Annotated in this window: 16 protein-coding genes; 10 read left to right on the top strand and 6 right to left on the bottom strand. The window is 69.1% G+C overall.

Annotated elements, in window-relative coordinates:
- Nucleotides 1-4: 4 nt before the first annotated feature.
- The 3 genes from LPA45_RS05810 to LPA45_RS05800 form a co-directional block, all read right to left on the bottom strand.
- Nucleotides 5-976 carry an ABC transporter permease gene (locus tag LPA45_RS05810; protein WP_317924592.1) on the bottom strand — a complete coding sequence of 324 codons (972 nt, stop codon included), beginning with the start codon at nt 974-976 and terminating at the stop codon, nt 5-7.
- Between the two features lie 29 nt (nt 977-1,005).
- Nucleotides 1,006-2,607 carry an ABC transporter substrate-binding protein gene (locus LPA45_RS05805; RefSeq protein ID WP_317924591.1) on the bottom strand — a complete coding sequence of 534 codons (1,602 nt, stop codon included), beginning with the start codon at nt 2,605-2,607 and terminating at the stop codon, nt 1,006-1,008.
- A 182-nt stretch (nt 2,608-2,789) separates the two neighbouring features.
- Entirely contained in the window at nt 2,790-3,548 is a 759-nt protein-coding gene (locus tag LPA45_RS05800) for an IclR family transcriptional regulator (protein WP_116317689.1), read from the bottom strand.
- A 199-nt stretch (nt 3,549-3,747) separates the two neighbouring features.
- Between LPA45_RS05800 and LPA45_RS05795 the strand changes: the two genes are divergently transcribed.
- On the top strand, nt 3,748-5,301 hold the full coding sequence (locus tag LPA45_RS05795; protein WP_317924589.1) for a long-chain-fatty-acid--CoA ligase: 1,554 nt from the start codon (nt 3,748-3,750) through the stop codon (nt 5,299-5,301).
- 53 nt (nt 5,302-5,354) lie between these two features.
- On the opposite strand, the gene LPA45_RS05790 is transcribed toward LPA45_RS05795, so the two are convergent.
- On the bottom strand, nt 5,355-6,119 hold the full coding sequence (locus LPA45_RS05790; protein WP_317924588.1) for a hypothetical protein: 765 nt from the start codon (nt 6,117-6,119) through the stop codon (nt 5,355-5,357).
- 231 nt (nt 6,120-6,350) lie between these two features.
- Between LPA45_RS05790 and LPA45_RS05785 the strand changes: the two genes are divergently transcribed.
- Together LPA45_RS05785 and LPA45_RS05780 are read left to right on the top strand one after the other, a co-directional pair.
- Nucleotides 6,351-7,517 carry a CaiB/BaiF CoA-transferase family protein gene (locus LPA45_RS05785; protein ID WP_317924587.1) on the top strand — a complete coding sequence of 389 codons (1,167 nt, stop codon included), beginning with the start codon at nt 6,351-6,353 and terminating at the stop codon, nt 7,515-7,517.
- Between the two features lie 247 nt (nt 7,518-7,764).
- On the top strand, nt 7,765-8,736 hold the full coding sequence (locus LPA45_RS05780) for a tripartite tricarboxylate transporter substrate binding protein (protein ID WP_317924586.1): 972 nt from the start codon (nt 7,765-7,767) through the stop codon (nt 8,734-8,736).
- A gap of 18 nt (nt 8,737-8,754) precedes the next feature.
- Here the strand turns inward: LPA45_RS05780 and LPA45_RS05775 are convergent, their stop codons facing one another.
- Nucleotides 8,755-11,475, bottom strand: coding sequence for a LuxR C-terminal-related transcriptional regulator (locus LPA45_RS05775; RefSeq protein ID WP_317924585.1), 2,721 nt, complete (start codon nt 11,473-11,475; stop codon nt 8,755-8,757).
- Between the two features lie 395 nt (nt 11,476-11,870).
- On the opposite strand from LPA45_RS05775, the gene LPA45_RS05770 reads away from it, so the two are divergent.
- The 7 genes from LPA45_RS05770 to LPA45_RS05740 all read left to right on the top strand — a co-directional run bounded on the left by LPA45_RS05770 (nt 11,871) and on the right by LPA45_RS05740 (nt 20,596).
- The gene (locus LPA45_RS05770) at nt 11,871-14,717 is read left to right on the top strand and encodes a LuxR C-terminal-related transcriptional regulator (RefSeq protein WP_317924584.1); all 2,847 of its coding nucleotides are present in this window, start codon (nt 11,871-11,873) and stop codon (nt 14,715-14,717) included.
- Between the two features lie 329 nt (nt 14,718-15,046).
- The gene (locus tag LPA45_RS05765; RefSeq protein ID WP_317924583.1) at nt 15,047-16,186 is read left to right on the top strand and encodes an acyl-CoA dehydrogenase family protein; all 1,140 of its coding nucleotides are present in this window, start codon (nt 15,047-15,049) and stop codon (nt 16,184-16,186) included.
- 36 nt (nt 16,187-16,222) lie between these two features.
- Nucleotides 16,223-17,410 (top strand): lipid-transfer protein, encoded by a 1,188-nt coding sequence (locus LPA45_RS05760; protein ID WP_317924581.1) that lies wholly within the window; start codon nt 16,223-16,225, stop codon nt 17,408-17,410.
- 25 nt (nt 17,411-17,435) lie between these two features.
- Nucleotides 17,436-17,876: a MaoC family dehydratase N-terminal domain-containing protein gene (locus LPA45_RS05755; RefSeq protein WP_116317681.1), complete on the top strand. Its 441-nt coding sequence runs from the start codon at nt 17,436-17,438 to the stop codon at nt 17,874-17,876.
- A gap of 14 nt (nt 17,877-17,890) precedes the next feature.
- The gene (locus LPA45_RS05750; protein ID WP_317924579.1) at nt 17,891-18,319 is read left to right on the top strand and encodes a MaoC family dehydratase; all 429 of its coding nucleotides are present in this window, start codon (nt 17,891-17,893) and stop codon (nt 18,317-18,319) included.
- Between the two features lie 27 nt (nt 18,320-18,346).
- On the top strand, nt 18,347-19,171 hold the full coding sequence (locus LPA45_RS05745; RefSeq protein WP_116317679.1) for an SDR family NAD(P)-dependent oxidoreductase: 825 nt from the start codon (nt 18,347-18,349) through the stop codon (nt 19,169-19,171).
- Nucleotides 19,172-19,441: 270 nt separating this feature from the next.
- Nucleotides 19,442-20,596 (top strand): porin, encoded by a 1,155-nt coding sequence (locus LPA45_RS05740; RefSeq protein ID WP_317924576.1) that lies wholly within the window; start codon nt 19,442-19,444, stop codon nt 20,594-20,596.
- A 226-nt stretch (nt 20,597-20,822) separates the two neighbouring features.
- On the opposite strand, the gene LPA45_RS05735 is transcribed toward LPA45_RS05740, so the two are convergent.
- A complete protein-coding gene (locus tag LPA45_RS05735; RefSeq protein ID WP_367394988.1) occupies nt 20,823-24,332 on the bottom strand; it encodes a pyruvate carboxylase in 3,510 nt (1,169 codons plus the stop codon).
- Nucleotides 24,333-24,408 lie beyond the last annotated feature (76 nt).

The raw sequence follows: 24,408 nt of genomic DNA, 5'->3' as shown, positions 1-24,408 counted from the left end.
GGGCTCAGCCCGCCTTGTGGCGCAGGCGCGGATCGAGCACCACATAAAGCAGGTCGACCACCAGGTTCAGCACCACGAACAGCACCAGCGTGACCAGCAGGTAAGCCACCACCACCGGGCGGTCCAGCGCCAGCACCGAATCGATGATCAGCTTGCCCATGCCCGGCCACGAGAACACCGACTCGGTCACCACCGAGAAGGCGATCAGGTGCCCGAATTCCAGCCCGACCACGGTGACGATCGGGATCAGCACATTGGGCACCACGTGGCGCAACACCAGCCGCGCGCCGCCCACGCCCTTGGCGCGGGCAAACTTGATGTACTCCTGCCCCGCCACTTCGCGCGTGCCGGCTTCGGCCAGCCGCGCCACCAGCGAGATCTTGAACAGCGACAGCGTCAGCGCCGGCAGCAGCAGGAAGCGGATGCCCTCCCAGCTGGTCACCGACAGCGGGATGCCCAGCACGGTGCTGACCGGCCCGCGCCCACCCGATGGCAGCCAGCCCAGGTTCACCGAGAACACCAGGATGCCGATCATGCCCACCCAGAACGTCGGCATGATCACGCCGCCCAGCGAGCCCGCCATCAGCGCGCGCGCCAGCCGGCTATCCGGCCTGAGCCCGGCGAACACGCCCATCGGGATGCCGATGCCCAGCGACAGCAGCAGCGCGGTCACAGCCAGCTCCAGCGTGGCCGGCACGCGGCTGACGATCAGCTCGATCGCGGGACGGTTGTAGATAAAGGAATCGCCCAGGTCGCCGCGCAGCGCGCCCTGCGTGAAGCGCAGGTATTGCTGCAGCACCGGCAGGTCCAGCCCGAGCGCGTGGCGCGCGTCGGCGATTTCCTGCTCGGTGGCGGTGGGGCTGACCAGCAGGTGCACCGGGTCGCCGATCAGGTTGACGGCGCAGAAGGTCAGCACCGACATCAGCCACAGCACGACCAGGCTTTGCAGCAGCCGCTTCAACAAGGTTTCGAGCATAGCGATCAGGACAGGAATCGGTGAATCGGTCAGGGGTGCGCCGCAGGGGGCGCTGCAGGCGCTGCGGGGCGGATGTTGCCGGCGTAGGTAAAGCCGTCGGCGCGCGGCTGCACCACCAGCCCGGCCCGGTAGGCCCAGGCGGCGCGCAGGTGGTGCAGCGGCACGATGCCGGCATCGGCGGCCAGCATTTCGGCGGCACGGCGCTGCAACTGCTCTCGCGGCGCCGGCACCATGGTGCGCATGGAGGTTTCGACCAGCGCGTCCAGCGCGGGATTGGCATAGCCGCTGCGGTTGTTCGCGCCCAGGCCGGCGGCCTTGTCCTGCGCATGCGCCACCGCCACCAGCGGTTCCAGCGAATCGCCGCTGACCGCGCCGATGCCAAGCAGGAAGGCGCTGAACTCTGGCTTGCCGCCCTCGCCGCCCGAGGTGGCGCGCGTGATGTAGACCGAGTACGGCAACGTGCGCACCTCGGTGCGGATGCCGGCGCGGGTCAGCATCTGGCCCACGGCCTCGCAGGCCTTGGCGTCGTTCAGGTAGCGGTCGCTCGGGCAGTGCAGCGTCAGGCGGAAGCCGTCGGGATAGCCGGCTTGCGCGAGCAGCCTGCGCACCTGCGCGGCATCGGCGCGCGGCGCGGGCACGGCCGGAGCAAAGCCGAAAAAGCCTGCCGGCACCATCTGCCCGGCCGGCACCGAATCGCCCTTGGTCACGCGCGCGGCGATCAGGTCGCGGTCGATCGCGAGGCTGATGGCCTGGCGCACGCGCACGTCGCGCAACGGATTGGCGGGCAGCGGCCGGCCGGCGGCATCCTGCACATAGGGCGAGACCGCCCGCCCCTGGTCGAGCTGCAGGTAGTTGAGCATGTACGACGTCGTCGACACCGTGCGGATGCGGCCGTTGGTACGCGCGAAGGCCTCGGCAATGCTGGCCGAAGAGGCATCGATCACATCCACCAGCCCCGACAGCAGCGCCGACGCACGCGCCGGCTCCTTGGGAATGAACTGGAACACCACGCGATCCCATGGCTGCGCGCCGCCCCAGTAGCCGGGGTTGCGCGCCAGCGTCAGCTGCTGCCCATGCTCCCACGCCACCAGCCGGAACGGGCCGGTGCCGATGCTGGCCTGGCCATGGGCGAAGTCCGCCTCGCGCACGCCCTGTCCCAGCCCGTGCGGCAGCATCGCCACCATGCCGATGTTCTGCGGCAGCACCGGGTTGGGCGTGCGGGTGCGCACGCGCAGCGTCAGCTGGCCCGTGGCCTCGACCGCCTCGATGGATTTCAGGTAGGTGCGGAAGGTGCGCGCGCCCGGCAGCTTGCGCGCACGCTCGATCGAATAGCGAGCGTCCTCCGCAGTGAACGGCGCTCCATTACTGAACTTCACCCCCGGGCGCAGCTGGAATTCCCAGTTGTGGTCATCCAGCTGGCGCCAGCTGGTGGCCAGCAGCGGCACCGGGCGCAGGGCGTTGTCGAGGCCGACCAGGGTCTCGTACACGTGACCCCAGAGGTTGCGGCCAGCGGCGTCGAGCACGTGCGGGTCGGCAGCGCTGACCTCGGCTTTGTAGCCGATGCGCAGTTCGGCGGCATGCGCGGGATGGTTCCCGCCCACCAGTGTGGACAAGGCAAACGCAGTAGCCATCGCGGCCCTGGAAAATCTCGCTGATCGAAACATTGTTTCATTTACCGATACGATGTGTCGGATAATAAAACATTCGGCTGCCGCCAGTAACGAGGGTTTACCCGGCAAGACAAAATGAGGACAAAAAAATAGCGGCGCCGAAGCGCCGCCCATGACCGGACAACTGTTACGCGGCCGCGGCGTCAGCCGCCGGCAAATCCCAGTGCCCGCGACAGCGCCGCGGCCTCTTCCACCACCATCGCGACATGCCTGGCGAGCGCCTCGGGCGTGGTCCGGCTGGCCGGGCTGGCAATGCTCAGCGATGCCACCACCGCACCGCTGTGGTCGTGCAATGGCGCCGCCGCCGATACCGCATCGGCATCGCGCTCGCCCAGCGACACGGCGTGCCCGGCGGCACGGATCGCGGCAAGTTCGTCGCGCAGCTGCTCGGCGCTGGCAATGGTGCGCTCGGTAAAGCGCTCCAGGCCCTGCGCCGCCACGGCGTCGGCCACCTCGGGCGCGGCGAAAGCCAGCAGCAGCTTGCCCGAGGCGCCCACATGCAGCGGCCGCCGGTTGCCGACTTCGGTATGCACGCGCACCGATTGCGACGATTCGTGCCGCGCCACGCAGACTGATTCCAGCCCGTCGCGCACGCGCACGATCACGTTTTCGCCGCAGGCCGCGCCGATCGCGGCCAGCCGCGGTGCCACCACCTTGACCAGGTCGAACTGGTCGCGCGCGGCATTGCCCACCAGCAAGGCGTTGTAGCTGAGCTTGTAGACCGCGGCCGCGGGCTCGCGCGCGATCATGCCGCGATGCTCCAGCGTGGCCAGCAGGCGAAAGGCACGGGCCTTGGTCAGCCCCGCGCGGCGGGCCAGCTCGGTTACCCCCAGCGAAGGATGTTCGGCCACCAGCATCAGCAGGCCCAGCGCCTCGTCCACCGCGTCAACGATGTATGTCATCGAGTCTTTTTGCATGTATTCAGAAATGTCCCATGCGGATTGTAGCGGCCGGCGCCAACAGCGGGGCGGCGCGCTTCCGTCTGGCAAACACTGCCTTCGGCATATCCGAATTCCATAATCGCCGGGCGTCGCACAATACAGCCAACCCGGCCTGACCATGCGCCGGCCCAAGGACAAGAAGGCAAGAACGGAGACAACGGTGTACCTGACCCGAGCCCTGCACCGCTCGCTGCAACAGCAGCCGGACGAAATCGTTACCATCTTCCGCGGCCGGCGCCGCAGCTATCGCGAGTTCTGCGCGCGCGTCGCGCGCCTGGCCGGCGCGCTGCAGGCGCTGGGCATGCGGCCGAACGACCGCGTCGGCATCCTGGCGCAGAACTCGGACCGCTACCTCGAGTTCGCCATGGCCGCCTGGTGGGGCGGCGGCGTGCTCAACCCCGTCAACGTGCGCTGGAGCGTGCCGGAGGTGGTCTACTCGCTCGATGATTGCGACACCGGCATCCTGGTGGTCGACGACCAGTTCCTGCCGATGGCCGACGGCATCCGCGCCACGGCGCGGCGCGAACCGGTGCTGATCCATGCCGGCGACGGCGACGCGCCCGCCGGCACGCTGTCTTACGAGCGGCTGATCGACGACGCCGCGCCGGTGCCGGATGCGGAGCGCGGCGGCGACGACCTCGCCATCGTCATGTACACCGGTGGCACCACGGGCTTTCCCAAGGGCGTCATGCAGACCCACAGCTCGCTGTGGTGCGGCACCCTGCAGCGCATGGCCGACACCCCGCCGCTAAAAGGCGGCCGCGTGCTGCATACCAATCCGTTCTTCCATATCGCCGCGATCGCGCGCGTGCTGATGCAGTTCATCGCCGGCGAGACCCACGTGATCCTGCCGTCGTTCGAAGCGCGCGAGGTATTGGAAACTATCGAGCGCGAACGCATCACCGAGCTGGGCATGGTGCCGACCACCATCCAGATGCTGATCCACCACCCGGACTTTCCCTCGCGCGACCTCGGCAGCGTCCAGCGGCTGGGGTATGGCGCGTCGCCAATCAGCGCCGCGGTACTGGAACAGGCCATGGAAAAGCTGCCCAGCGTCGAATTCGCGCACTCGTACGGCATGACCGAGTCGATGATCGTCACTACCAACCCGCCAGGCAACCATGGCAGCACGGCGCGCGCGCAGGGATTGCACCTGTCGGCCGGATGCGCCGGCATCGGCATCGAGGTGAAGATAGCGGACGCTGAAGGCAACGAAGTGCCGCGCGGCACCGTCGGCGAGATCCTGGTGCGCAGCGGCGGCGTCACGCCCGGCTACTGGAACCGGCCCGAAGACACCGCCCGCGCGCTGCGCGACGGCTGGCTGCATACCGGCGACGGCGCGTACATGAACGAGCAGGGCTATATCTTTATCGTCGACCGCATCAAGGACATGATCGTCAGCGGCGGCGAGAACGTCTATTCGGCCGAGGTGGAAAACGTCATCGGCCGCCATCCCGCGGTGGCGATGAGCGCGGTGATCGGCGTGCCGCACGAGAAATGGGGCGAGGCCGTGCATGCCGTGGTGGTGCTGAAGGCTGGGGCGCAGGCGACGGAAGAAGAAATCCGCGAGCACTGCCGCGCGCATATCGCCGGCTACAAATGCCCGAAGAGCATCGAGTTCCGCCAGGCGCTGCCGCTGTCCGGTGCCGGCAAGATCCTCAAGCGGGACCTGCGCGCACCGCACTGGGAAGGCAAGGCACGCGCGGTGAACTGAGCGCGGCTGGCACGAGGGAGGCCGTGCCGGATCGGCGCGCCCTCCCCGCCGTCTCAGGCCATCTTCACATCCTGTACGGCCGTGTCCGCGATGCGGCCGCGGCGGCTGATGGTCCAGACGGTGAACGGGTCCGCGGCGCTGCGATGCTGCGTCCAGCGGGTCTTGCACGAGGCGCACTGGTGCTCGCGCGTCTGGCAGGGCACGCCCGCGCCGACGCTGCGCCAGTGCGCCTCGCCCAACGCGCGCAGCGCGCCGTGGCCGTCGGCGCAGCGTGCGTCCAGCCGCAACCGCTCGCAATGGCGGCACAGCGCTTGCCGGGACGCCTCGGGAGCAGCCGGCGCCTGCATGGCTTCTGCCGCCGCGTGTGGCAGCACCGCGGCCAGCGCATCGTCCATCTGCGCGGTCATGCCGACACGGCTGCGCGTGCGGTGCAGCGCCGCCCAGTACAGCGCGCGCACCGCGTGCGAGCCATCGCGCATGGCCGCCGCGCGGCAGCGCTCCGCATGGCTGTGCAGCGGCAGGCCGAACTCCGCCGCCGAAGCAAAGCACACCACCTGCGCCCGGCCCGCGCGGTCTTCGACCCAGCGCTCGAACAGCGTCGCCAGGCAGGCATGGTAGGCACCTTCACCGTCGTGCGCCTTGCTGTCGTGCGCTTCACGGCCGGCCTGCGCCAGCGCGAGCTTGTGCGCCTGGCGGCTGAGCGCGCGCACTTCCTCCCTGAGCTCGCTCAGCACCGGCAGCAGGCGCGCCGGGGAAGCGGTCCGCAGGGAATGGTCGGCTCCTGTTGGCAATGCGCTGGCGCGCTGGGTCTGGCTCACTGCTGCCTCCGGCTCACTGGATTTCGCTTGCCGTGCGACCCGGTGCGGACCGTCCGTCAGCGTCTGCCGATTATAGGAGTGCGTTTGTGCGCTGCAAAAGAATATCGCGCCGTCCTACCTGATACGGGTGGGTTCGCCGCCAACGGGCATTTGGTCTACTTGCAGGCAGACGGCAATGCGCCGGCATGGGGCCGCGCGCGCGCCACCGCCACACCACAGGAGAGAGCGAACATGGGCGTACTGAGCGGAATCCGCGTACTCGAATTCGAAGCCATCGGGCCGGGCCCGTTCGGCGCAATGCTGCTGGCCGACATGGGCGCCGACGTGATCCGCGTCGACCGCCCCGAGGCGCCCGCCGACCTCGGCCCGAAGAAGGCCGAAGGCGCCCGCCGCATCGACATCACCGGCCGCGGCCGGCGCTCGGTCACGCTGGACCTGAAGCAGCCCGAAGCGCAGCGCGCGGCGCTGGCGCTGATCGAGCGCGCCGACGTCGTGCTCGAAGGCTTCCGCCCCGGCACCATGGAACGCCTGGGCCTGGGGCCGGACGTCGCGCTCGCGCGCAACCCGAAGCTGGTCTACGGGCGTATGACCGGCTGGGGCCAGACCGGCCCGCTGGCGGACCGCGCCGGGCACGACCTCAACTACGTGGCACTGTCCGGGGTGCTGTCGGGCATTGGGCGCGCGGGCGAGGCGCCGGTGCCGCCGCTGAACCTGGTCGGCGACTACGGCGGCGGCGGCATGCTGCTGGCGCTGGGCGTGGTCGCGGCGCTGCTCAACGTGCAGCGCGGCGGCAAGGGCCAGGTGGTCGACGCCGCCATGACCGAAGGCGCGGCGCAGCTGGGCGCGGTGTTCTGGGGCATGCTGGCCTCCGGCACCTGGAAGGAAGCACGCCAGTCGAACGTGCTGGACGGCGGCGCGCCCTGGTACGACAGCTACCGGACCCGCGACGGCAAGTACTTTTCAATCGGCCCGGTCGAGCAGCGCTTCTATTCCGAGCTGCTGCAACGCCTCGGCCTCGATGCCAGCGAGCTGCCGGCGCAGTACGACCGCAGCGGCTGGCCGGTGCTGCGCCAGCGCTTCGAGGCAGTGTTCCAGTCCCGCACGCGCGACGAATGGTGCGCGGCATTCGAAGGCAGCGATGCCTGCGTGGCGCCGGTGCTCGAGTTCAGCGAGGCGCCGCAGCACCCGCACCACCGCGCGCGCGGCAGCTTTATCGAAGTAGACGGCGTGGTGCAGCCGGCTCCCGCGCCGCGCTTTCTCGGCACGCCTTCGGAGGTGATGCGCAGCGCCCCCGAACGCGGCCAGCACGGTGCGGCCGCACTGCGCGACTGGGGCTTCGATGGTGACGGCATCGGGCAGCTACAGGCCATGGGCCTTGGCGTGCTCCCGGCAGGCTGAGCCACCGCGCTGACGTCGCCGGCGGCGCCGGCCTTACCCTCCGTTCCTGCACTTCCCTTGCCGGCCGCCTATGCGGCCGGCATCTTTTCCGGCGCATGGCACCCGTTCCGCCGCAACCCGTCTAGGGTAGACACTGATAGGACTATCCCGCCCCGCCCATTCCGGCGGGGGGTACCGCCCCGTCCCATCCGCTACCTTGGTCGTATCCCGCCTTTCCCACACTCCTGATCCACCGAGGCAATACGACATGCGCAGCAAGACATCCCTGATTGCATTGGCCCTGGTCGCCTTTAGCGCCGCCTGCGGCGCGCAGACCTATCCGTCGCGCCCGATCACCCTGGTGGTGCCGGGGCCGCCCGGCGGCGCCACCGACACGCTGGCGCGCGCTCTGGCCGAAGACATGGGCAAGCGCCTGGGCCAGACCATCATCGTCGACAACAAGCCCGGCGGTGCCGGCGTGATCGCGGTGCAGGCCATCACGCGCGGCGCGCCGGACGGCTATACGATGCTGCTCAGCCATTCGTCGCCGCTGATCAACACGCCGCATCTGTACCGCAATGTGCAGTACGACGTGCGCCGCGACCTGTCCTTTCTCACCGAGCTGTGCATCGGCAAGATCGTGCTGGCGGTCAACCGCGACGTCCCGGCCAAGTCCGTGCAGGAACTGTTCGACTGGGCCGCCAGAAACAAGGGCAAGGTCAGCTACGGCTCGTATGGCGTCGGCACCTTTCCGCACCTGGTCGGCTCGCACCTGAACCAGACCCGCGACCTCGACATGGCGCATATTGCCTACAAGGGCGAGGCGCCCATGGTGCAGGACATGATTGCCGGCAACGTGTCGTGGGTGATCGGCTCGATGACTACCCTGGGTCCGCACATCAAGAGCGGCCGCGTGCGTCCGCTGGCCGTAATAAGCGAGCAGCGCATCAAGGAACTGCCCGAGGTTCCGACCCTGGCCGAGGCCGGGCTCAAGGAACACGAACTGCGCTCGCCGGCGTGGTTCGGCCTGTTCATGCGCTCCGGCACGCCGGCGGCGATCCTGTCGCGGCTGGAAACGGAAGCGCGCGCCTCGATCCTCTCGCCCGCCATGCGCACTCGCCTGGACGCGCTGGCCATGGAGCCGGTCGGCAACAGCCCGGCCGAATTCCGGCGCGAGTTCGATGCCACCGAGCCGGTGATCGCGCGCATGATCAAGGCCAGCGGCGCCACCGCGGAATAGGCCCTGGCCGCGGCGCCGTCAGTCCGCGTGCCGGGCGGCGCTGCGTGCCACCAGGATGGCATCGTAGCGGCGTGACACCTCGAGCTTGGCGTAAATCTGGCGCAAGTTCCACTTGACCGTGTCGACGCTCAGGTTCAGCGCCAGCGCGATGCGCTTGTTAGACATCGATTGCTCAAGCAGGGCCAGGATCTCGCGCTCGCGGCGTGTCAGCTGCCGGCCCTTGCCGGCGTCCGCCGGCGGCAGCGGTTTTGGCGGCGGCGACGGTTGCGACATGGCCGGGATGGCCACCGCCGCCGGCGCGGACGCTGCGCGCAGCCGCGCAAGGTATTCCGTACCGCATGGCGCGGCGCGGTCGAGCAAGGCCTGCACACACGCGCCCTCGTCGGCGAACGTGCGCACCAGCCCCAGTCGCTCGCCCGCGGCCAGCGCGGCCTGCAGCGATGCCGCTGCCTCGTCGGAACGGTACAGCGTGTCCAGCGCCGCCGCCTGCAGCAGGTCGGCACTGGCCATCAGCGGCTCGCGCACCGTCACGAGGGCGAGGCCGCGCATCGGCACCAGCGCAGCCAGCGCCGACGCCGGCTCGCCTGCGGCCAGCGCCAGGCGCGCGCGGCCAAGCGCCGCCAGCGCGGCAATCTCCTGGTCGCGTGGCGCCGTGCCGGCGTGCTGGCGCGCCAGCTCGTCCAGTGCGCCCTGCAGCCGCTGCGCATGGCGCAGGTCCTTGCCCGCCAGCACCATGCGCTGGCGCTCGGCCACCATGCGCGCGACGCCGCGCGGCAGGCCCCGGCGGTGGAACATGGCCTCGGCCTCGGCCAGCTCGGCCAGCGCTTCCTGGCGCGCGCCCGCCAGCCATTGCAGCCGCGCATAGCACAGCCCGGCCTCGATCAGCACGTCCGGCGTGCCGGTGCGCAGCGTCTGCAGCCGACCGGCCAGCACTTCGCTGGCCATGTCGATGCGGTCTTGTTCGTAGAGTGCCGCGGCCACCGGCACGGCACATACGCTGGCGGCAATCGAGCGCCGCCCGTACGCCTGCTGCGCCAGCGCCAGCACCTGCCGGCCCAGGCGCAAGGCTTCATACGCATTGCCCTCCTGCCACGCCACCATCGCCATCATGGCGCCGCCCAGCAGGCCCAGTTCGGTGGCGCCCGGCTGCGCCGCGGCGCGGAATGGCGCGCGCGAACGCGCCGGCTGGCCCAGCGTCGCCGCGCAGCGCAGGCCGAGGCTCATGCGCACCAGTTCGAGCTCGGGATTGCCGGCGGGCTTGCCATGCAGCGTGTCGAGCAGGGCTTGCGTGCGCGGCAGGTCGTCGCGTTGCGCGGCAATGGTGGCGCGCATCACGGTCGCGTGCCGCTCGGCATCGATGCCGCGGAGGGCGGCGCCGTGCGCCGCACTGGCCTCCCATTGACGAATCCAGTGCTCCGCCTGGCGTGGCCGCGCCGACACCACGCAGGCCCACGCCGCGGCCAGCAGCAAGGCGGGATGCGCGGCCAGCCGCGCCGGGGCGATGCGGTCGGCCCACTGCAGGAACTCGCGCAGCGGATGCATCCCGGGCAGTTGCGCCGCATTGGCCGCCACCAGCGCCTGCACGCATTCGAAATCGTCGCCCTGCAGGGCGTGCGCAATGGCGCCGGCAGGCTGGCCATGCCGCGCCAGCCAGGCGGCGGTACGCACATGCAGCGCCGGCAGCCCGGCCGGGCCGGCGCATGCCAGCTCGTGCAGCAGGTGGCTGCGGAACAGCGGGTGCAGCCGGTACCAGCCGCCTTCGGCATGGCCGGGCACGGCGTCCACGAACAGCCCGCGCGCCGCAATCTGCGCGAGCTGCTGCCCGGCATCGGCGGCGCCGGTCAGCTGCGCGGCCAGCGCCGCGTCAACCTGCCGCGGCACGGCGATGCGCTGCAGGAAGTCCAGCAGCGCCGGCGCCAGAGTGGCGGTCACTTCCTCGCGCCAGTACGCCTGCAAGGACGCGGGTGCCTGCCAGCCGCACTGTAGCGGCCCGGCCGTGTCCGGCCACGCGGCGGCCAGCTCCAGCCCGGCTGGCCACCCTTCGGTCAGCTCGTGCAGCCCCACCGCGGTGTCGATGGCGGCTTGCGCACTGTCCCCCGGGGTACAGCCATCGGCGCGCTGGCCGACGAACGCCAGCGTCTCTGCGAGTGTGAACGCCAGCGCGGCGCTGCCGAACTCGGCCAGCTCGCGGCCGGCGCGCAGCCGGGCCAGCGCCAGCCCGGTGCTGCCGCGCGCGGTGGCGACCAGGTGCAGGTGCGGCAGCCGCGCGCGCAGCAAGTCTTGCAGGAACGCCAGCGTGGCGGGCTGGCGCAGGTGGTCGAAGCCGTCCAGCATCAGGTAGACCTCTCCCGGCACACCGTCGAGCAACGCGACAAGGGCCGCCAGGGCTGGCAGCAGCGCCGCCGGACCGGCGCCGTCCGGGAACGGCGCGGCCCCGGCGCGCCGGGGCTGGACGCCGGCCTGGCGCAGGCTCGCTTCGAGCCTGGCGCAAAGCTGGCGCGGATCGTCGTCCTCGGCGGCCAGCGCCAGCCACGCCACGCGCGCGCCGTCGGCGAGCAGGCGCTGGCGCCATTGCGCCATCACGTTGGTCTTGCCATAGCCGGCGGGCGCGGTCAGCAGCACCAGCCGGCTGTGCCGGACGGCATGCAGGCTGTGCAGCAGCGTTGTACGCGGGATCGAGCAGCGGCTCACGCGCGGCGGCAGCAGCCGGGTCGCCACGACGGCGTTCAGGGTTTCCATGGGCGATTTTTTTCGCGGTGCGCAATCGAAACGGCGGGGCACGGCCCGCCTGGCCGGGGGGCGCTTCGCGGGGCGACTATAAGCGCAGCATGGCAAAGCCCGGCATCCGGCAAACCCTCCCCCACCTGTTCCGGGTGGCGCGCAGGTGCTGCGTGCGCCCCAGCACGCTGATGACACCGGCATGGCACCGGCACGGCCCGGCCCGGCATGCCGATGGCCGCGCCAGGGCGGTTTCTCCCGGCCGTGGTTTCTGCCATTACAATCGCCGCAACAACTGCCTCTTGTCCCGCCGGGGCTGGACGCCCTGGCGCTTGCGAGCCAGCGCAGCCGCCTTGCATAGGCCTTCCCTAGGTCACCCATAGGCATGCCATAGGCTTGCAAATTCCGCCGCACCGATGCCCCATTCATCCGCCAACCCTCCGTCGCCACCTGGCAGCCAGCCCGCCACGCTGCCTTCGCCGCCGTCGCGTCCTGCATCGCTGCGCAGCGCCGCGCGGGTGGTCGCGCGCGAACGCCTGCTGGCGCACCTGACCGAAGCGCGCCGCCGGCGCTGCATCGTGCTGCAGGGGCCGGCCGGGTACGGCAAGACAGCGCTGCTGAGCGCCTGGCGGCTGGATCTGCTGGCACTGGGCTTCGACATGGCTGCGCTGGCGCTGGACCCCACCGACAACGAGCGCCAGCGCTGGCTCGACCGCGTGCTCGGCTGCCTGACCGAGGTCAGCCCCGACATCACCCGCGAGGCCGTGCTGCTGGCCGACCGCGGCAGCGACGACGAAGCCGTCGAGCGCGCCATCGTGGCGCTGGTGCGCGGCATCGGCGCGCACCAGCGCGAAGTGACGCTGGTGCTCGACGACGTGCAGCACCTGGCCTCGGCAAGGGTGCTGCAGCCGCTGCAATGGCTGCTCGACTACGCCCCGCCGAATTTCCACGTGTTGCTCGCCACGCGCATGGCGCTGCCACTGTCGCTGGGGCGCCTGCGCGACCAGGGCCTGCTGCTGGAGCTGGACCAGCGCGACCTGCGCTTCACGCTGGCCGAATCGCAGCACTTCCTGCGCGCGCAACTCGGCGATATCTCCGCGCGCGACGCGCGACTGCTGCACGAGCTGGCCGACGGCTGGGTCGCCGGCCTGCAACTGTTCGCCGCGCACTGGAAGCGCAAGAAGGCCAACGCCAGCGGCATCACCTTTGCCAGCGGCTTCGTACAGGCCAACGTGCAGGACGCCGGCGCCTTCGCCGAATATTTCGAGCGCGAAGTCCTGTCGCGGCTGGCGCCCGACGAAGCCGAGCTGCTGGTGCGCGCCGCCGCGTGCGAACGCTTTACCGCGTCGCTGTGCCAGGCGCTGGGCGAACAGGCGATGGGCGAGCACGAGGTGCTGGCCCTGCTGACGCGGCTGGAGCACGAGAACCTCTTCATCACTCCCACGCACGGCCCCGAGCGTGAAGCCTGGTACCGCCTGCACCCGCTGCTGCGCGAGACCCTGGCCGAGCGTTTCCGCGCGCGCGGCGAAGCGCAGCAGCGCGCCATCCACGGGGCCGCCTGGCGCTGGTTCCGCGACCATCGCATGCTGGCCGAGGCCGTCCACCATGCCGTGCTGGCCGGCGATGCCGGCACCGCGGCCGAGTTCGTGGAACGCTATACCGACACCCTGATGGCGCGCGGCGAAGTGCGCAAGGCGATCGGACTGTTGCGCCTGCTGCCCGCCAGCGAGATCCAGGCGCGCCCGGAACTGCGGCTGCTGGCGCTGCGCATGCAGATGCTCACCCGCGACCTCGACGGCTGTGCCGCCGGGGCCGACCGGCTCGAAGCCGATATCGGCCCCGGGCCCGGCAACGCCTCGCTGCGCTACCGGCTGGCGCTGCTGCGCTTCAGCCTCGTGCTGCTGCGCGACGACACCGCCGGCGCGCTGGCGCTGCTGCCCGAAATCGAAGCCGCCCCGGCCGATCTCGCGCCCTTCTACATGGGCTCGCGCAACAACCTGCTGTCACTGCTGTACATGCACCTGGGTGACTACCAACGCGCGCGCGCCATCCACGCCGAGACGCCGCCGCTGCTGGTCGACGGTGTGCCGCTGCTGGGCACCGCCAGCGGCATGCTCAACGGCCGCTGCCTGGCCGGGTTCAGCCATGCGATGGAAGGCAACGTGACGCAGGTCGAGCGCATCAGCCGCGACGTGCTGCGCGAAGTCGAGCAGGTGGGGGGGCACGGCGGCGCCGGCGCCGAGCCGGAGTACTTTGCCGCCGCGCTGCTGGGCGAAGTGCTGTACGAGCACAACGACCTGGACGCCGCGCGCAAGCTGCTCGAAGACCGCGTCGACGTGCTGGAACGCGTGTCGATCCCCGATTCCGTGCTGCGCGTGCATATCGCGCTGGCCGCCGCGCACTGGATCATCGGCCACCGGCTCGATGCCTTCGCGCAGCTGGAGCGGCTGGAGGACTACGGCGCGCAGCAGGGCCTGGACCGACTGGTGGCGCAGAGCCTCTCCAACCAGGTTCGCCTGCACCTGGCCAGCGGCGACATCGCCACGGCCGAAGCGGTGCTGGCGCGGCTCGACGCCATTGCCGCGCGCCACCGCGATGCGCCGCGCGGCTTCCTCGACGCGATCCACATGGTGACCGAGCGTGCGCACATCCTGGCAAGCCTGGCGCACGACGACCTGCGCGCCGCCTGGACGCGGCTGGCGCCGCTGATCGCCTACTGCGAGACGCGCGGCTGGCAGCGCCACGTGGCGCAGCTGCACATGCTGGCCGCGGGCGTCGCCAAGCGCCGCGGCGATCCCGAAGCCTCGCACGAGCATGCGCTCGAAGGCCTGCGCCGCGGGCACCGGCTCGGGCTGATGCGCAGCCTGATCGATGCCTACCCGGGAGCAATGCGGCAGATCGAAGCCATCGCCGGCACGCCCGGGCTCGACCCGGTGCTGGCGTTCTACATCGAGCGGCTGCAGCAGGCCATGCTGCAGCGGGCACCGGCCAGTGCAGCGGCCGCCGGCACCGCCCCCGCGGGGCTCGCGGAGGGGCGCACCGAAGAACTGAGCGACCGCGAGGCCGACGTGGTGCGCCTGCTCGGCCAGGCGCTGCCCAACAAGAAGATCGCGCGCACGCTGGGCCTGTCGCCGGAGACGGTGAAATGGCACCTGCGCAACATATTCCGCAAGCTCGGCGTGAGCAGCCGCGACGAGGCGGTGGCGCGCGTGCGCGACCGCGAACTTGGCCAGGGCGGCCAGCCGCCCGACGGGGCGCGCTGACACCACTAACACCGCTGGCACCGCTGGCACTGCTCATGCGCGCCCGAGGCCTCGCCCTCTCCGGGGCGCGCGCCTCACACTGATCCGCCTCCCGGCACCCGCCTCCCTGCCCGCCCGCCCCGTCCGCGCCGGGCGCGGCAACCGCGCCCACCCCACCACCTGACGCGGGTGGTGTTCGCGCCCCCCTCCCCCCAGTAACTTAGCGACATGCCAGTGGCCCGGCCCGCAACAGCCGGCGACCTGTGCCCGAACCGCTTTTCCAGAAAACTCGTCACGCCGCAGACCGCAAGCCGCGGGCGCCACTTGCGGGCAGACATACGGAGACCTCCATGGAAATCCAACGCACCATCTTCCGCGACGACCACGAGATGTTCCGCACCACGGTGCGCCGCTTCCTCGAACGCGAGTGCCTGCCGCGCCAGGCCGAGTGGGACAAGGCCGGCAAGGTCGATCGCGAAACCTGGCTCAAGGCCGGCCGCGAAGGCCTGCTGTGCGTGACGCTGCCGACCGAATACGGCGGCGGCGGCGGCGACTTCGGCCATTCCGCCATCTTCAACGAAGAGCAGGCGCGCGCCGGCATCAGCGGCCCGGGCTTCGGCGTGCATTCCGACATCATTGCGCCGTACCTCGCCCGCATCGGCAACGAGGAACAGAAGCAGCGCTGGCTGCCCAAGGTCTGCTCGGGCGAATACATCCTGGCGATCGGCATGACCGAGCCCGGCACCGGCAGCGATCTCAAGGCGATCCGCACCACCGCGATCCGCGAGGGCGACGAATACGTCATCAACGGCAGCAAGACCTTCATCTCCAACGGCCTGAATGCCGACCTGATCATCATGGTCTGCAAGACCGACCCCAGCGCCGGCTCTCGCGGCGTCAGCCTGATCGTGGTCGAAGCCGACCGCGAAGGCTTCCGCCGCGGCCGCAAGCTCGACAAGGTCGGCCAGCACGCGCAGGACACCGCCGAGCTGTTCTTCGACAACGTGCGCGTGCCGGTGGCCAACCTGCTCGGCGAGGAAGGCAAGGGCTTCGGCTACCTGATGGCCGAACTGCCGCAGGAACGCCTGTCGATCGCCATCAGCGCCGCGGCCAAGCTCGAAGTTTCGCTGGAGCACACGCTGGCCTACGTCAAGGACCGCAAGGCCTTCAACCAGACCGTGTGGGACTTCCAGAACACCAAGTTCAAGCTGGCCGACATCAAGGCGCAGGCCATCGCCGTGCGCCTGATGATCGACCACTACCTGGGCGAGCACATCCGCCGCCGCCTGACGCTGGAAGAAGCCGCGGTGGCCAAGCTGTATGCGACCGAGGCGCTGGGCCAGGCGCTGGACCAGATGGTGCAGCTGCACGGCGGCTACGGTTACATGCTCGAGTACCCGGTGGCGCGCGCCTTTGCCGATTCGCGCGTCACGCGCATCTACGGCGGCACCAGCGAAGTGATGCGCGAACTGATCTCGCGCAAGCTGTAACGCCAGACCATCCAGAACATCCATCGGAGGACACACATGACTCGCAAGGTTTTCGTCGCCGGCGCCGGCATGATCCCGTTCAAGAAGCCGGGCAGCAGCGACACCTATGACGTGATGGGCGCCACGGCCGTGCGCCAGGCGCTGGAAGACGCCGGGCTGAGCTACGACGACGTGCAGCAGGCCTACGCCGGCTACGTCTACGGCGACTCCACCTGCGGCCAGAAGGCGCTGTACCAGGTCGGCATGACTGGCATCCCGGTGGTCAACGTCAACAACAACTGCGCCACCGGCTCGACCGCGCTGTTCCTGGCGCGCCAGGCCGTGCAGAGCGGTGCCGTGGATTGCGCGCTGGCGGTCGGCTTCGAGTACATGCAGCCCGGCGCGCTCAGGTCGCGCTGGGACGACCGCGCCCCGGCGCTGGAGCGCGCGCTCGACCTGGTCGACGAACTGGTCGACCGCAAGGACCTGCCCAACGCCATCCGCCAGTTCTCGGGGGCCGGCAAGGCGCATATGGACAAGTACGGCACCAGGCTGGAAACCTTCGCCAAGATCCGCGCCAAGGCCAGCCGCCATGCCGCCAACAACCCGCTGGCCGTGTTCCGCAACGTCATGACTCCCGAAGATGTGCTGGCCGCGCCGGCACTGTGGGAAGGCGTGCTGACGCGCCTGATGGCGTGCCCGCCGACCTGCGGCGCGGCGGCCGCGATCGTGGTGTCGGAGGAATTCGCGCGCAGGAAGGGACTGAAGACCGATGTGCTGATCGCCGGCCAGTCCCTGACTACCGACCGCCCCAGCACCTACGACGCGCGCGACATGATCCGTGTGGTCGGCTTCGACATGACGCGCGAAGGCTCGCAGCTGGTGTACGAGCAGGCCGGCGTCGGCCCGCAGGATATCGACGTGATCGAACTACACGACTGCTTCGCGCAGAACGAGCTGCTGACCTATGAAGGCCTTGGCCTGTGCGAGGAAGGCGGCGCCGAGAAGCTGGTCAACAACGGCGACAACACCTATGGCGGCAAGTGGGTGGTCAATCCGTCGGGCGGCCTGCTGTCCAAGGGCCATCCGCTGGGTGCCACCGGGCTGGCGCAGTGCTTCGAGATGGTCCAGCAGCTGCGCGGCACGGCCGGCAAGCGCCAGGTGGAAGGCGCGCGCCTGGCGCTGACGCACAACCTGGGCCTGGGCGGCGCCTGCGTGGTGACCCTGTACCAGAAGCACGCCTGAGCGCGCGCATCCAAGGAGACTTCTCATGATCGACAAAAAGCACATCGGCAAGGTCGTCGCGGATTTCCGCACGTCCGCGCCGGCCAGCCAGTTGCGCTTCTTCGCCAAGGCCACCGGCCAGACCGATCCGGTCTATATCGATGAAGCCGCGGCGCGCGACGCCGGCCACCCCGGCCTGCCGCTGCCGCCGACCTTCCTGTTCTCGCTTGAGCTGGTCAACCCGCCCAGCGGCTGGCGCGACGAGCTTGGCATCAAGGTCGAGCGCATCCTGCACGGCGAGCAGTCCTTCACCTATCACCGCATGGCTTATGCCGGCGACACGCTGCACTTCAAGACCACCATCTCCGACATCTACGACAAGAAAGGCGGCGCGCTGGACTTTGTCGAACGCATCACGCGCGTGACCAACCAGGATGGCGAGCACGTGGCCGACCTGCGCAGCGTACTGGTGCAACGCAACGGCTGAACGGGAGACCCCACATGAGCAAACTGAGCTTCGACCAGGTCAAGGTGGGCGACACCCTGCCGCCGCTGACGCTGGAACCAATCAACCGCACCACGCTGGCGCTGTTCGCCGGCGCGTCGAACGACCACAACGCCATCCATATCGATACCGACTACGCACGCAAGGCCGGCATGCCGGATGTGTTTGCGCACGGCATGCTGTCGATGGCATACCTCGGCCGCCTGCTGACGCAGTGGGTCGACCAGCGCCAGCTGCGCCAGTTCGGCGTGCGCTTTGTCGGCATCACGCACCTGGGCCATCGCATCACCTGCAGCGGCCGCGTGGTCGAAAAGCTGGAAGTGCACGGCCCGAATGGCAAAGAGCAGCGCATCAAGCTGGAAATCCAGACCGCCAACCAGTACGGCGAAACCAAGATCCTCGGCGACGCCGTCGTCGCCCTGTAAATCCAATCGAGCACAAAGGAGTCAGCAATGGGAGCACTTGAAGGCAAGGTGGCACTGGTCACCGGTTCGGGCCGCGGCATCGGCAATGCAATCGCCAAGCGCCTGGCGCGCGAAGGCGCGCGCCTGGTCATCAATGACCTCGACGCCGAACCCGCGCAGCAGACGGTGGAAGAACTGAAGGCGATGGGCGTGGAAGCGGTGGCATGCGTGGGCAACGTGACCGCGCCGGATTTCGCCGACCGCTTCATCAACACGGCGATGAGCAACTTCAAGAGCATCGACATCATCGTCAACAACGCCGGCTTCACCTGGGACGATGTGGTGCAGAAGATGAGCGACGAGCAGTGGTACGCCATCCTGGACTGCCACATGACCGCGCCGTTCCGCATCCTGCGCGCCGCCTACCCGCATATCAAGGCGCTGTCGGCAGCCGACAAGGAAGCCGGCCGAGAGGTGTACCGCAAGATCGTCAATATCTCGTCGACGTCCGGCCTGAACGGCAACGCCGGCCAGATCAACTACTCCGGCGCCAAGGCCGGCGTGATCGGCATGACCCGCGCCATGGCGCGCGAATGGGGCCGCTTCAACGTCAACGTGAACGCGGTGGCCTTCGGCCTGATCCACACCCGCATGACCTCGGCCGACGCGCATGCCGGCGCCACGGTGAACATCGAAGGCCGCGAGATCCGCGTGGGCCTGAACCCGGAAATGCTCAAGTCTCACGCCCAGCGCAACCCGCTCGGCCGCGGCGGCACGCCGGAGGAAGCGGCAGGCGGCGTGTACCTGTTCTGCTCGCCCGATTCGAACTACATCACCGGCCAGGTGATCGCGGTCGCGGGCAACGTGCAGTAAGCAGACGGTTTTGCTGTGCCCGACAGGGCCCCGCTTGCGGGGCCCTGTTTCTTTTGGCCGGTGCAGTCCAACGACTGATACCGCGTTCAGTCACATCGATTCATCTCAATGGGAAACCGCTCCTGCCAGCAGCTTGTGTCCCGTTGCAACAGTCCCCGAACCACTCCTTTTGGGATGGGGTACGGCGGCACGCACACAGGTCTAATGGGTGCTGGCCCGGGCATCGCACCCGGGTACCGAAACGACAAAACCGACAGGAGACGACTTAGCATGAGGAAATCGCTTATCACCCTGGCCGTGCTTGGCGTAGCGTCTGGCGCCGCCAATGCACAGTCCGGCGTGACGCTGTATGGGGTCATCGACGGATCGATCGAATACGTCAACCGGGTGGCGGCATCGGCCACCACGCCCACCCAGGGCGGCAAACGCTTCGGCATGCCCAGCGTGGGCGGTCTGAGCGCCTCGCGCTGGGGCCTGCGCGGCGTGGAAGACCTCGGCGCCGGCAACCAGGTGCTGTTCGTGCTGGAAAGCGGCTTCCAGTGGGACTCGGGCCAACTGCAAAGCGCGCCGCTGTTCAACCGCCAGTCCTTCATCGGGATGCAGAGCAAAGGCATCGGCAAGCTGACCTTCGGCCGCCAGTACACCTCGTTTTTCGAAGGCATGGCCAACTTCGCGCCGATGCGCTTCGCCGCCACCTACGAGCCGGGCATCTGGTGGATGGGCCTGAACTACCGCGAAGACAATATGGTGAAGTACACCGGCCAGTTCGGCCCGCTGCAGGCAGTGGCACACTGGTCGTTCGGCACCGGCGTGGCGGTGCAGAATGCCAGCATCCTGCTGGCCAACGGCGGCGCCGGCGAAGTGCCGGGGCATTTCAGCGACAACACCGCCTACGGCGCCTCGCTGATGTACCTGAACGGCAGCGGCTTCGGCGCGTCGATCGCCGCCGACGTATGGCGCCCGGCCGCGACAACCGGCCAGCCCGGCACCATGACCAAGCTCGGCGCGGCGGCGCTGTACAACACCGGACCGTTCAAGTTCACGCTGGGCTACCGCTACAACAAGGCCGAGTTCGCCAACGGCAACACCCTGCTGCGTGACGACTACTGGTGGGCCGGCATCAACTACCAGGCCACGCCGGCGCTGGGGCTGTCGCTCGCCTACTACTACGCGGACGTCAAAGGCGCCCGCGTAGCCTCGACCCCGACCTCGGCCGAAACCAACCCGCCCAACATGCAACAGGTCAGCTTTATCGCCGACTACAATTTCAGCAAGCGCACCGACGTGTACCTGTCGGCCGGCTACGCCCGCAACGGCGGGCTGAGCTTCGACAGCGCCGCCACCGCCTATGCCTTCCGCTATCCGACGATGGCGGGACAAAAGAGCATGGTCGGCGTCACCGTGGGTATCCGGCAGATTTTCTGACGCCGGAAGGTGGCGAGACTGCCAGCTTGCCACCTTGCGCTGCTTTTTCTTCTGACGCGCTTCGGAAGCGGTTGGGAACGTAGCTCACCCTTTGCGAACGAGCGCTTCAACTCAAACCTCCTGCGCGTCGCCAATCGTGCCGGGCTGGACCAGGAGATGCGGCCGGCGCGATCTGAGCGCCAGAAGCGAAGGCGGCAACCCGCGCAGTTGCCGCCCGTCCTTCACCTCACTCCGACGGCTTCAGCTCGATCAGCAGGTCCTTCGCCGCCACCCGGTCGCCCTGCTTCACATGCACCACCGCGATCTCGCAGTCGCGGTCGGCGGCGATATGGGTTTCCATCTTCATCGCCTCCAGCGCCAGCAGCGTCGTGCCCGCGGCCACGCGCTGCCCCGGCTGCACCGCCACGGTCACGATCGAGCCCGGCATCGGCGCCGCGATATGCAGCGGGTTGTCGGGCTCGGCCACCGGACGGCTCTGGCGCGCGGATCCCGCTTGCGTGGCAATGCGTTGCTCGACCAATGCCGTGCGCGATTGCCCGTTCAGCTCGAACTGGACCTTGATGCGGCCTTCCTCGGCATCGGGGTGCGTGCCCTGCAGCGAAACCAGCAGCGTCTTGCCCGCGGCGATGTCGATGGCCACTTCTTCCTGCGGCTGCAGGCCGTACAGGAAGGCCGGCGTCGGCACCACCGAGGTGTCGCTGTAATTGCGCACGTGCGCGTGGTAATCCACGGCCTGCTTCGGGTACATCAGGTACGACGCCAGCTGGCGGTCGTCCAGCGGCTGCTCGCAAGCCGCTTCCGCAGCAGCGCGCGCGGCATCGAGGTCGACCGGCGGAATCTGGTCGCCGGGCCGGTACGGTGCGGGGGGTTCGCCGCGCAGCACCTTGCGCGACAGTTCCGCGGGGAAGCCATCGGGCGGGAAGCCAAGTTCGCCCTTGAACAGCGACACCACCGATTCCGGGAACGCGATTTCCTTGGCCGGGTCGCACACGTCCGCGGCGCTCATGTCGTTGGCCACCATCATCAGCGCCATGTCGCCTACCACCTTGGAGGTCGGCGTCACTTTGACGATATCGCCGAACACCTGGTTGACCTCGGCGTACGCCTGCGACACCTCGGTCCAGCGATGCTCGATGCCAAGCGAGCGCGCCTGCTCGCGCAGGTTGGTGTACTGGCCGCCGGGCATCTCGTGGCGGTACACGTCTGCGGTGCCGGCGCGGATCTCGGATTCGAATGGCGCGTAGTAGCGGCGCACCCCTTCCCAGTACATCGAGGCTTCATGCAGCCGTTCCAGGCTCAGGCCCGGATCGCGCTCGCTGCCGGCCAGCGCCGCGGCGATGCTCGACAGGTTGGGCTGCGAGGTCAGCCCGCTCATCGCATCGAGCGCGCCGTCCACCGCATCGCAGCCGGCCTCGATCGCGGCCAGCGCCGACGCGGCCGAGATGCCGCTGGTGTCGTGCGTATGGAAATGCACCGGCAGCCCGGTCTCTTCCTTGAGCGCCTTGACCAGCGCGGCCGCCGCCTGCGGACGGCAGATGCCCGCCATGTCCTTGATGCCGAGTACATGCACGCCGGCCTGCTGCAGTTCGCGCGCGATGGCGACGTAGTACTTCAGGTCGTACTTGGCGCGCGACTTGTCGAACAGGTCGCCGGTATAGCAGATCGCGCCTTCGCACAGCGCGCCGCTTTCGCCCACGGCATCGATCGCCACGCGCATATTGCGCACCCAGTTGAGCGAATCGAATACGCGGAACACATCCACGCCGGCGCTGGCGGCCTGGCGCACGAAGAAGCGCACCACGTTGTCCGCATAGTTGGTGTAGCCCACCGCATTGGAGCCGCGCAGCAGCATCTGGAACAGAACGTTCGGCACGCGCTCGCGCAATTGCTCAAGGCGCTGCCACGGGTCTTCCTTGAGGAAGCGCAGCGCCACGTCGAAGGTCGCGCCGCCCCAGCACTCCAGCGAGAACAGCTGCGACAGTTCGCGCGCATAGAACGGCGCGATCGGCAGCATGTCGGCAGTGCGCATGCGCGTGGCGAACAGCGACTGGTGCGCGTCGCGCATGGTGGTGTCGGTCAGCAGCACCTGCTTCTGCTCGAGCATCCAGCGCGAGAATTTTTCCGCGCCGAGTTCGCGCAGCCGGTCGCGCGTGCCGTAGGGCAGCGCCCCGCTGTTGTCGACCGCAGGCAGCACCGGCCGGGGCAACGGCAACGGGGGCAGCGTGCGGCCGGACATTTCCGTGTGGCCGTTGACGCTGATCTCGCCCAGGTAGCGCAGCAGCTTGGTGGCGCGGTCCAGGCGCTTGGTGAATTCCAGCAGTTCCGGCGTCTTGTCGATAAAGCGCGTGGTGACATCGCCGGCGCGAAACGCGGGATGGTTGATCACGTTCTCGAGGAACTGCAGGTTGGAGGCCACGCCGCGGATGCGGAACTCGCGCAGCGCGCGGTCCATGCGCCGGATGGACTCGGGCGCGGTCGGCGCCCAGGTGGTGACCTTGACCAGCAGCGAGTCGTAGTACGGCGTGATCACCGCGCCGCCGTAGGCAGTGCCGGCGTCCAGCCGCACGCCGAAGCCCGCGGCGCTGCGATACGCGGTGAGGCGGCCGTAGTCCGGCAGGAAGCCGTTCTCGGGGTCCTCGGTCGTGATCCGGCACTGCAACGCGTGGCCGTTCAGGTGGATATCCTGCTGGACCGGCACGCCCGCGGCGCGCACGACGATGTCGCCGTTCTCATTGCGCGTGTTCTCGGTCATGCCGATATGGCCGCCTTCCGTGATCCGGATCTGCGCCTTGACGATATCGACTCCGGTGACCATCTCGGTGACCGTATGCTCGACCTGGATGCGCGGATTGACTTCGATGAAGTAGAACTGGCCGGAATCGGCATCCATCAGGAACTCAACCGTGCCGGCGTGGGTATAGCCGACCGCGCGCATCAGCCGCATCGCCGCTTCGCACAGCTCGGCACGGCCGGCCTCGTCGAGGTAAGGCGCGGGCGCGCGCTCCACCACCTTCTGGTTGCGGCGCTGCACGGTACAGTCGCGCTCGTACAGGTGCACCAGGTTGCCATGCGTGTCGCCGAGCGCCTGCACTTCGACGTGCCGCGCGTTGCGCACCAGCTTCTCGACATAGACCTCGTCGTTGCCGAACGCGGCCAGCGCCTCGCGCCGCGCCGCCGCCAGCGAGCCTTCCAGGTCCTGCTCGCTTTCCAGGATGCGCATGCCGCGCCCGCCGCCGCCCCAGCTGGCCTTGAGCATCAGCGGATAGCCAATGCCCGCGGCCAGCCGCTTGCAGGCTTCCAGGTCGTGCGGCAGCGGATCGGTGGCCGGCATGACGGGCACGCCCGCCTCGATCGCCGCGTTGCGCGCGGCCACCTTGTTGCCGAGCTTGCGCATGACCTCGGGCGACGGGCCGACCCAGCGGATGCCCGCGTCGATCACGGCCTGTGCGAAGTCCGGGTTCTCCGACAGGAAGCCGTAGCCCGGGTGGATCGCATCGACCTTTGCCTGGCGCGCGATGCGCAGGATGTCTTCGATATCCAGATAAGCCGCCAGCGGCTTCTTGCCCTCGCCGACGAGGTAGCTTTCGTCGGCCTTGAAGCGATGCAGCGCTAGGCGGTCTTCTTTGGAATAGATCGCCACGGTCCGGATATTCATCTCGGCCGCGGCGCGCATCACGCGGATCGAGATCTCGGAACGGTTGGCAATCAGCAGCGATTTGATGGGAGCGTAGTTCATGGCACGCACAAGGCAACTGAGACGCCGCGCTGGCGGCACGGCGGCTCGGGTGAGTCGAAGGGACAGCGCCACGGCA

This window comes from Cupriavidus sp. Agwp_2, assembly GCF_040784895.1.
Classification (GTDB): Bacteria; Pseudomonadota; Gammaproteobacteria; order Burkholderiales; family Burkholderiaceae; genus Cupriavidus.
This window is presented reverse-complemented; position numbering and strand designations above follow the sequence as displayed.

What these genes read in the sequence shown, in the direction of transcription:
- LPA45_RS05810 (WP_317924592.1), bottom strand. Translation starts at nt 976, where the DNA reads ATGCTCGAAACCTTGTTGAAGCGGCTGCTGCAAAGCCTGGTCGTGCTG.
- LPA45_RS05805 (WP_317924591.1), bottom strand. Translation starts at nt 2,607, where the DNA reads ATGGCTACTGCGTTTGCCTTGTCCACACTGGTGGGCGGGAACCATCCC.
- LPA45_RS05800 (WP_116317689.1), bottom strand. Translation starts at nt 3,548, where the DNA reads ATGACATACATCGTTGACGCGGTGGACGAGGCGCTGGGCCTGCTGATG.
- LPA45_RS05785 (WP_317924587.1), top strand. Translation starts at nt 6,351, where the DNA reads ATGGGCGTACTGAGCGGAATCCGCGTACTCGAATTCGAAGCCATCGGG.
- LPA45_RS05780 (WP_317924586.1), top strand. Translation starts at nt 7,765, where the DNA reads ATGCGCAGCAAGACATCCCTGATTGCATTGGCCCTGGTCGCCTTTAGC.
- LPA45_RS05775 (WP_317924585.1), bottom strand. Translation starts at nt 11,475, where the DNA reads ATGGAAACCCTGAACGCCGTCGTGGCGACCCGGCTGCTGCCGCCGCGC.
- LPA45_RS05770 (WP_317924584.1), top strand. Translation starts at nt 11,871, where the DNA reads ATGCCCCATTCATCCGCCAACCCTCCGTCGCCACCTGGCAGCCAGCCC.
- LPA45_RS05765 (WP_317924583.1), top strand. Translation starts at nt 15,047, where the DNA reads ATGGAAATCCAACGCACCATCTTCCGCGACGACCACGAGATGTTCCGC.
- LPA45_RS05760 (WP_317924581.1), top strand. Translation starts at nt 16,223, where the DNA reads ATGACTCGCAAGGTTTTCGTCGCCGGCGCCGGCATGATCCCGTTCAAG.
- LPA45_RS05755 (WP_116317681.1), top strand. Translation starts at nt 17,436, where the DNA reads ATGATCGACAAAAAGCACATCGGCAAGGTCGTCGCGGATTTCCGCACG.
- LPA45_RS05750 (WP_317924579.1), top strand. Translation starts at nt 17,891, where the DNA reads ATGAGCAAACTGAGCTTCGACCAGGTCAAGGTGGGCGACACCCTGCCG.
- LPA45_RS05745 (WP_116317679.1), top strand. Translation starts at nt 18,347, where the DNA reads ATGGGAGCACTTGAAGGCAAGGTGGCACTGGTCACCGGTTCGGGCCGC.
- LPA45_RS05740 (WP_317924576.1), top strand. Translation starts at nt 19,442, where the DNA reads ATGAGGAAATCGCTTATCACCCTGGCCGTGCTTGGCGTAGCGTCTGGC.
- LPA45_RS05735 (WP_367394988.1), bottom strand. Translation starts at nt 24,332, where the DNA reads ATGAACTACGCTCCCATCAAATCGCTGCTGATTGCCAACCGTTCCGAG.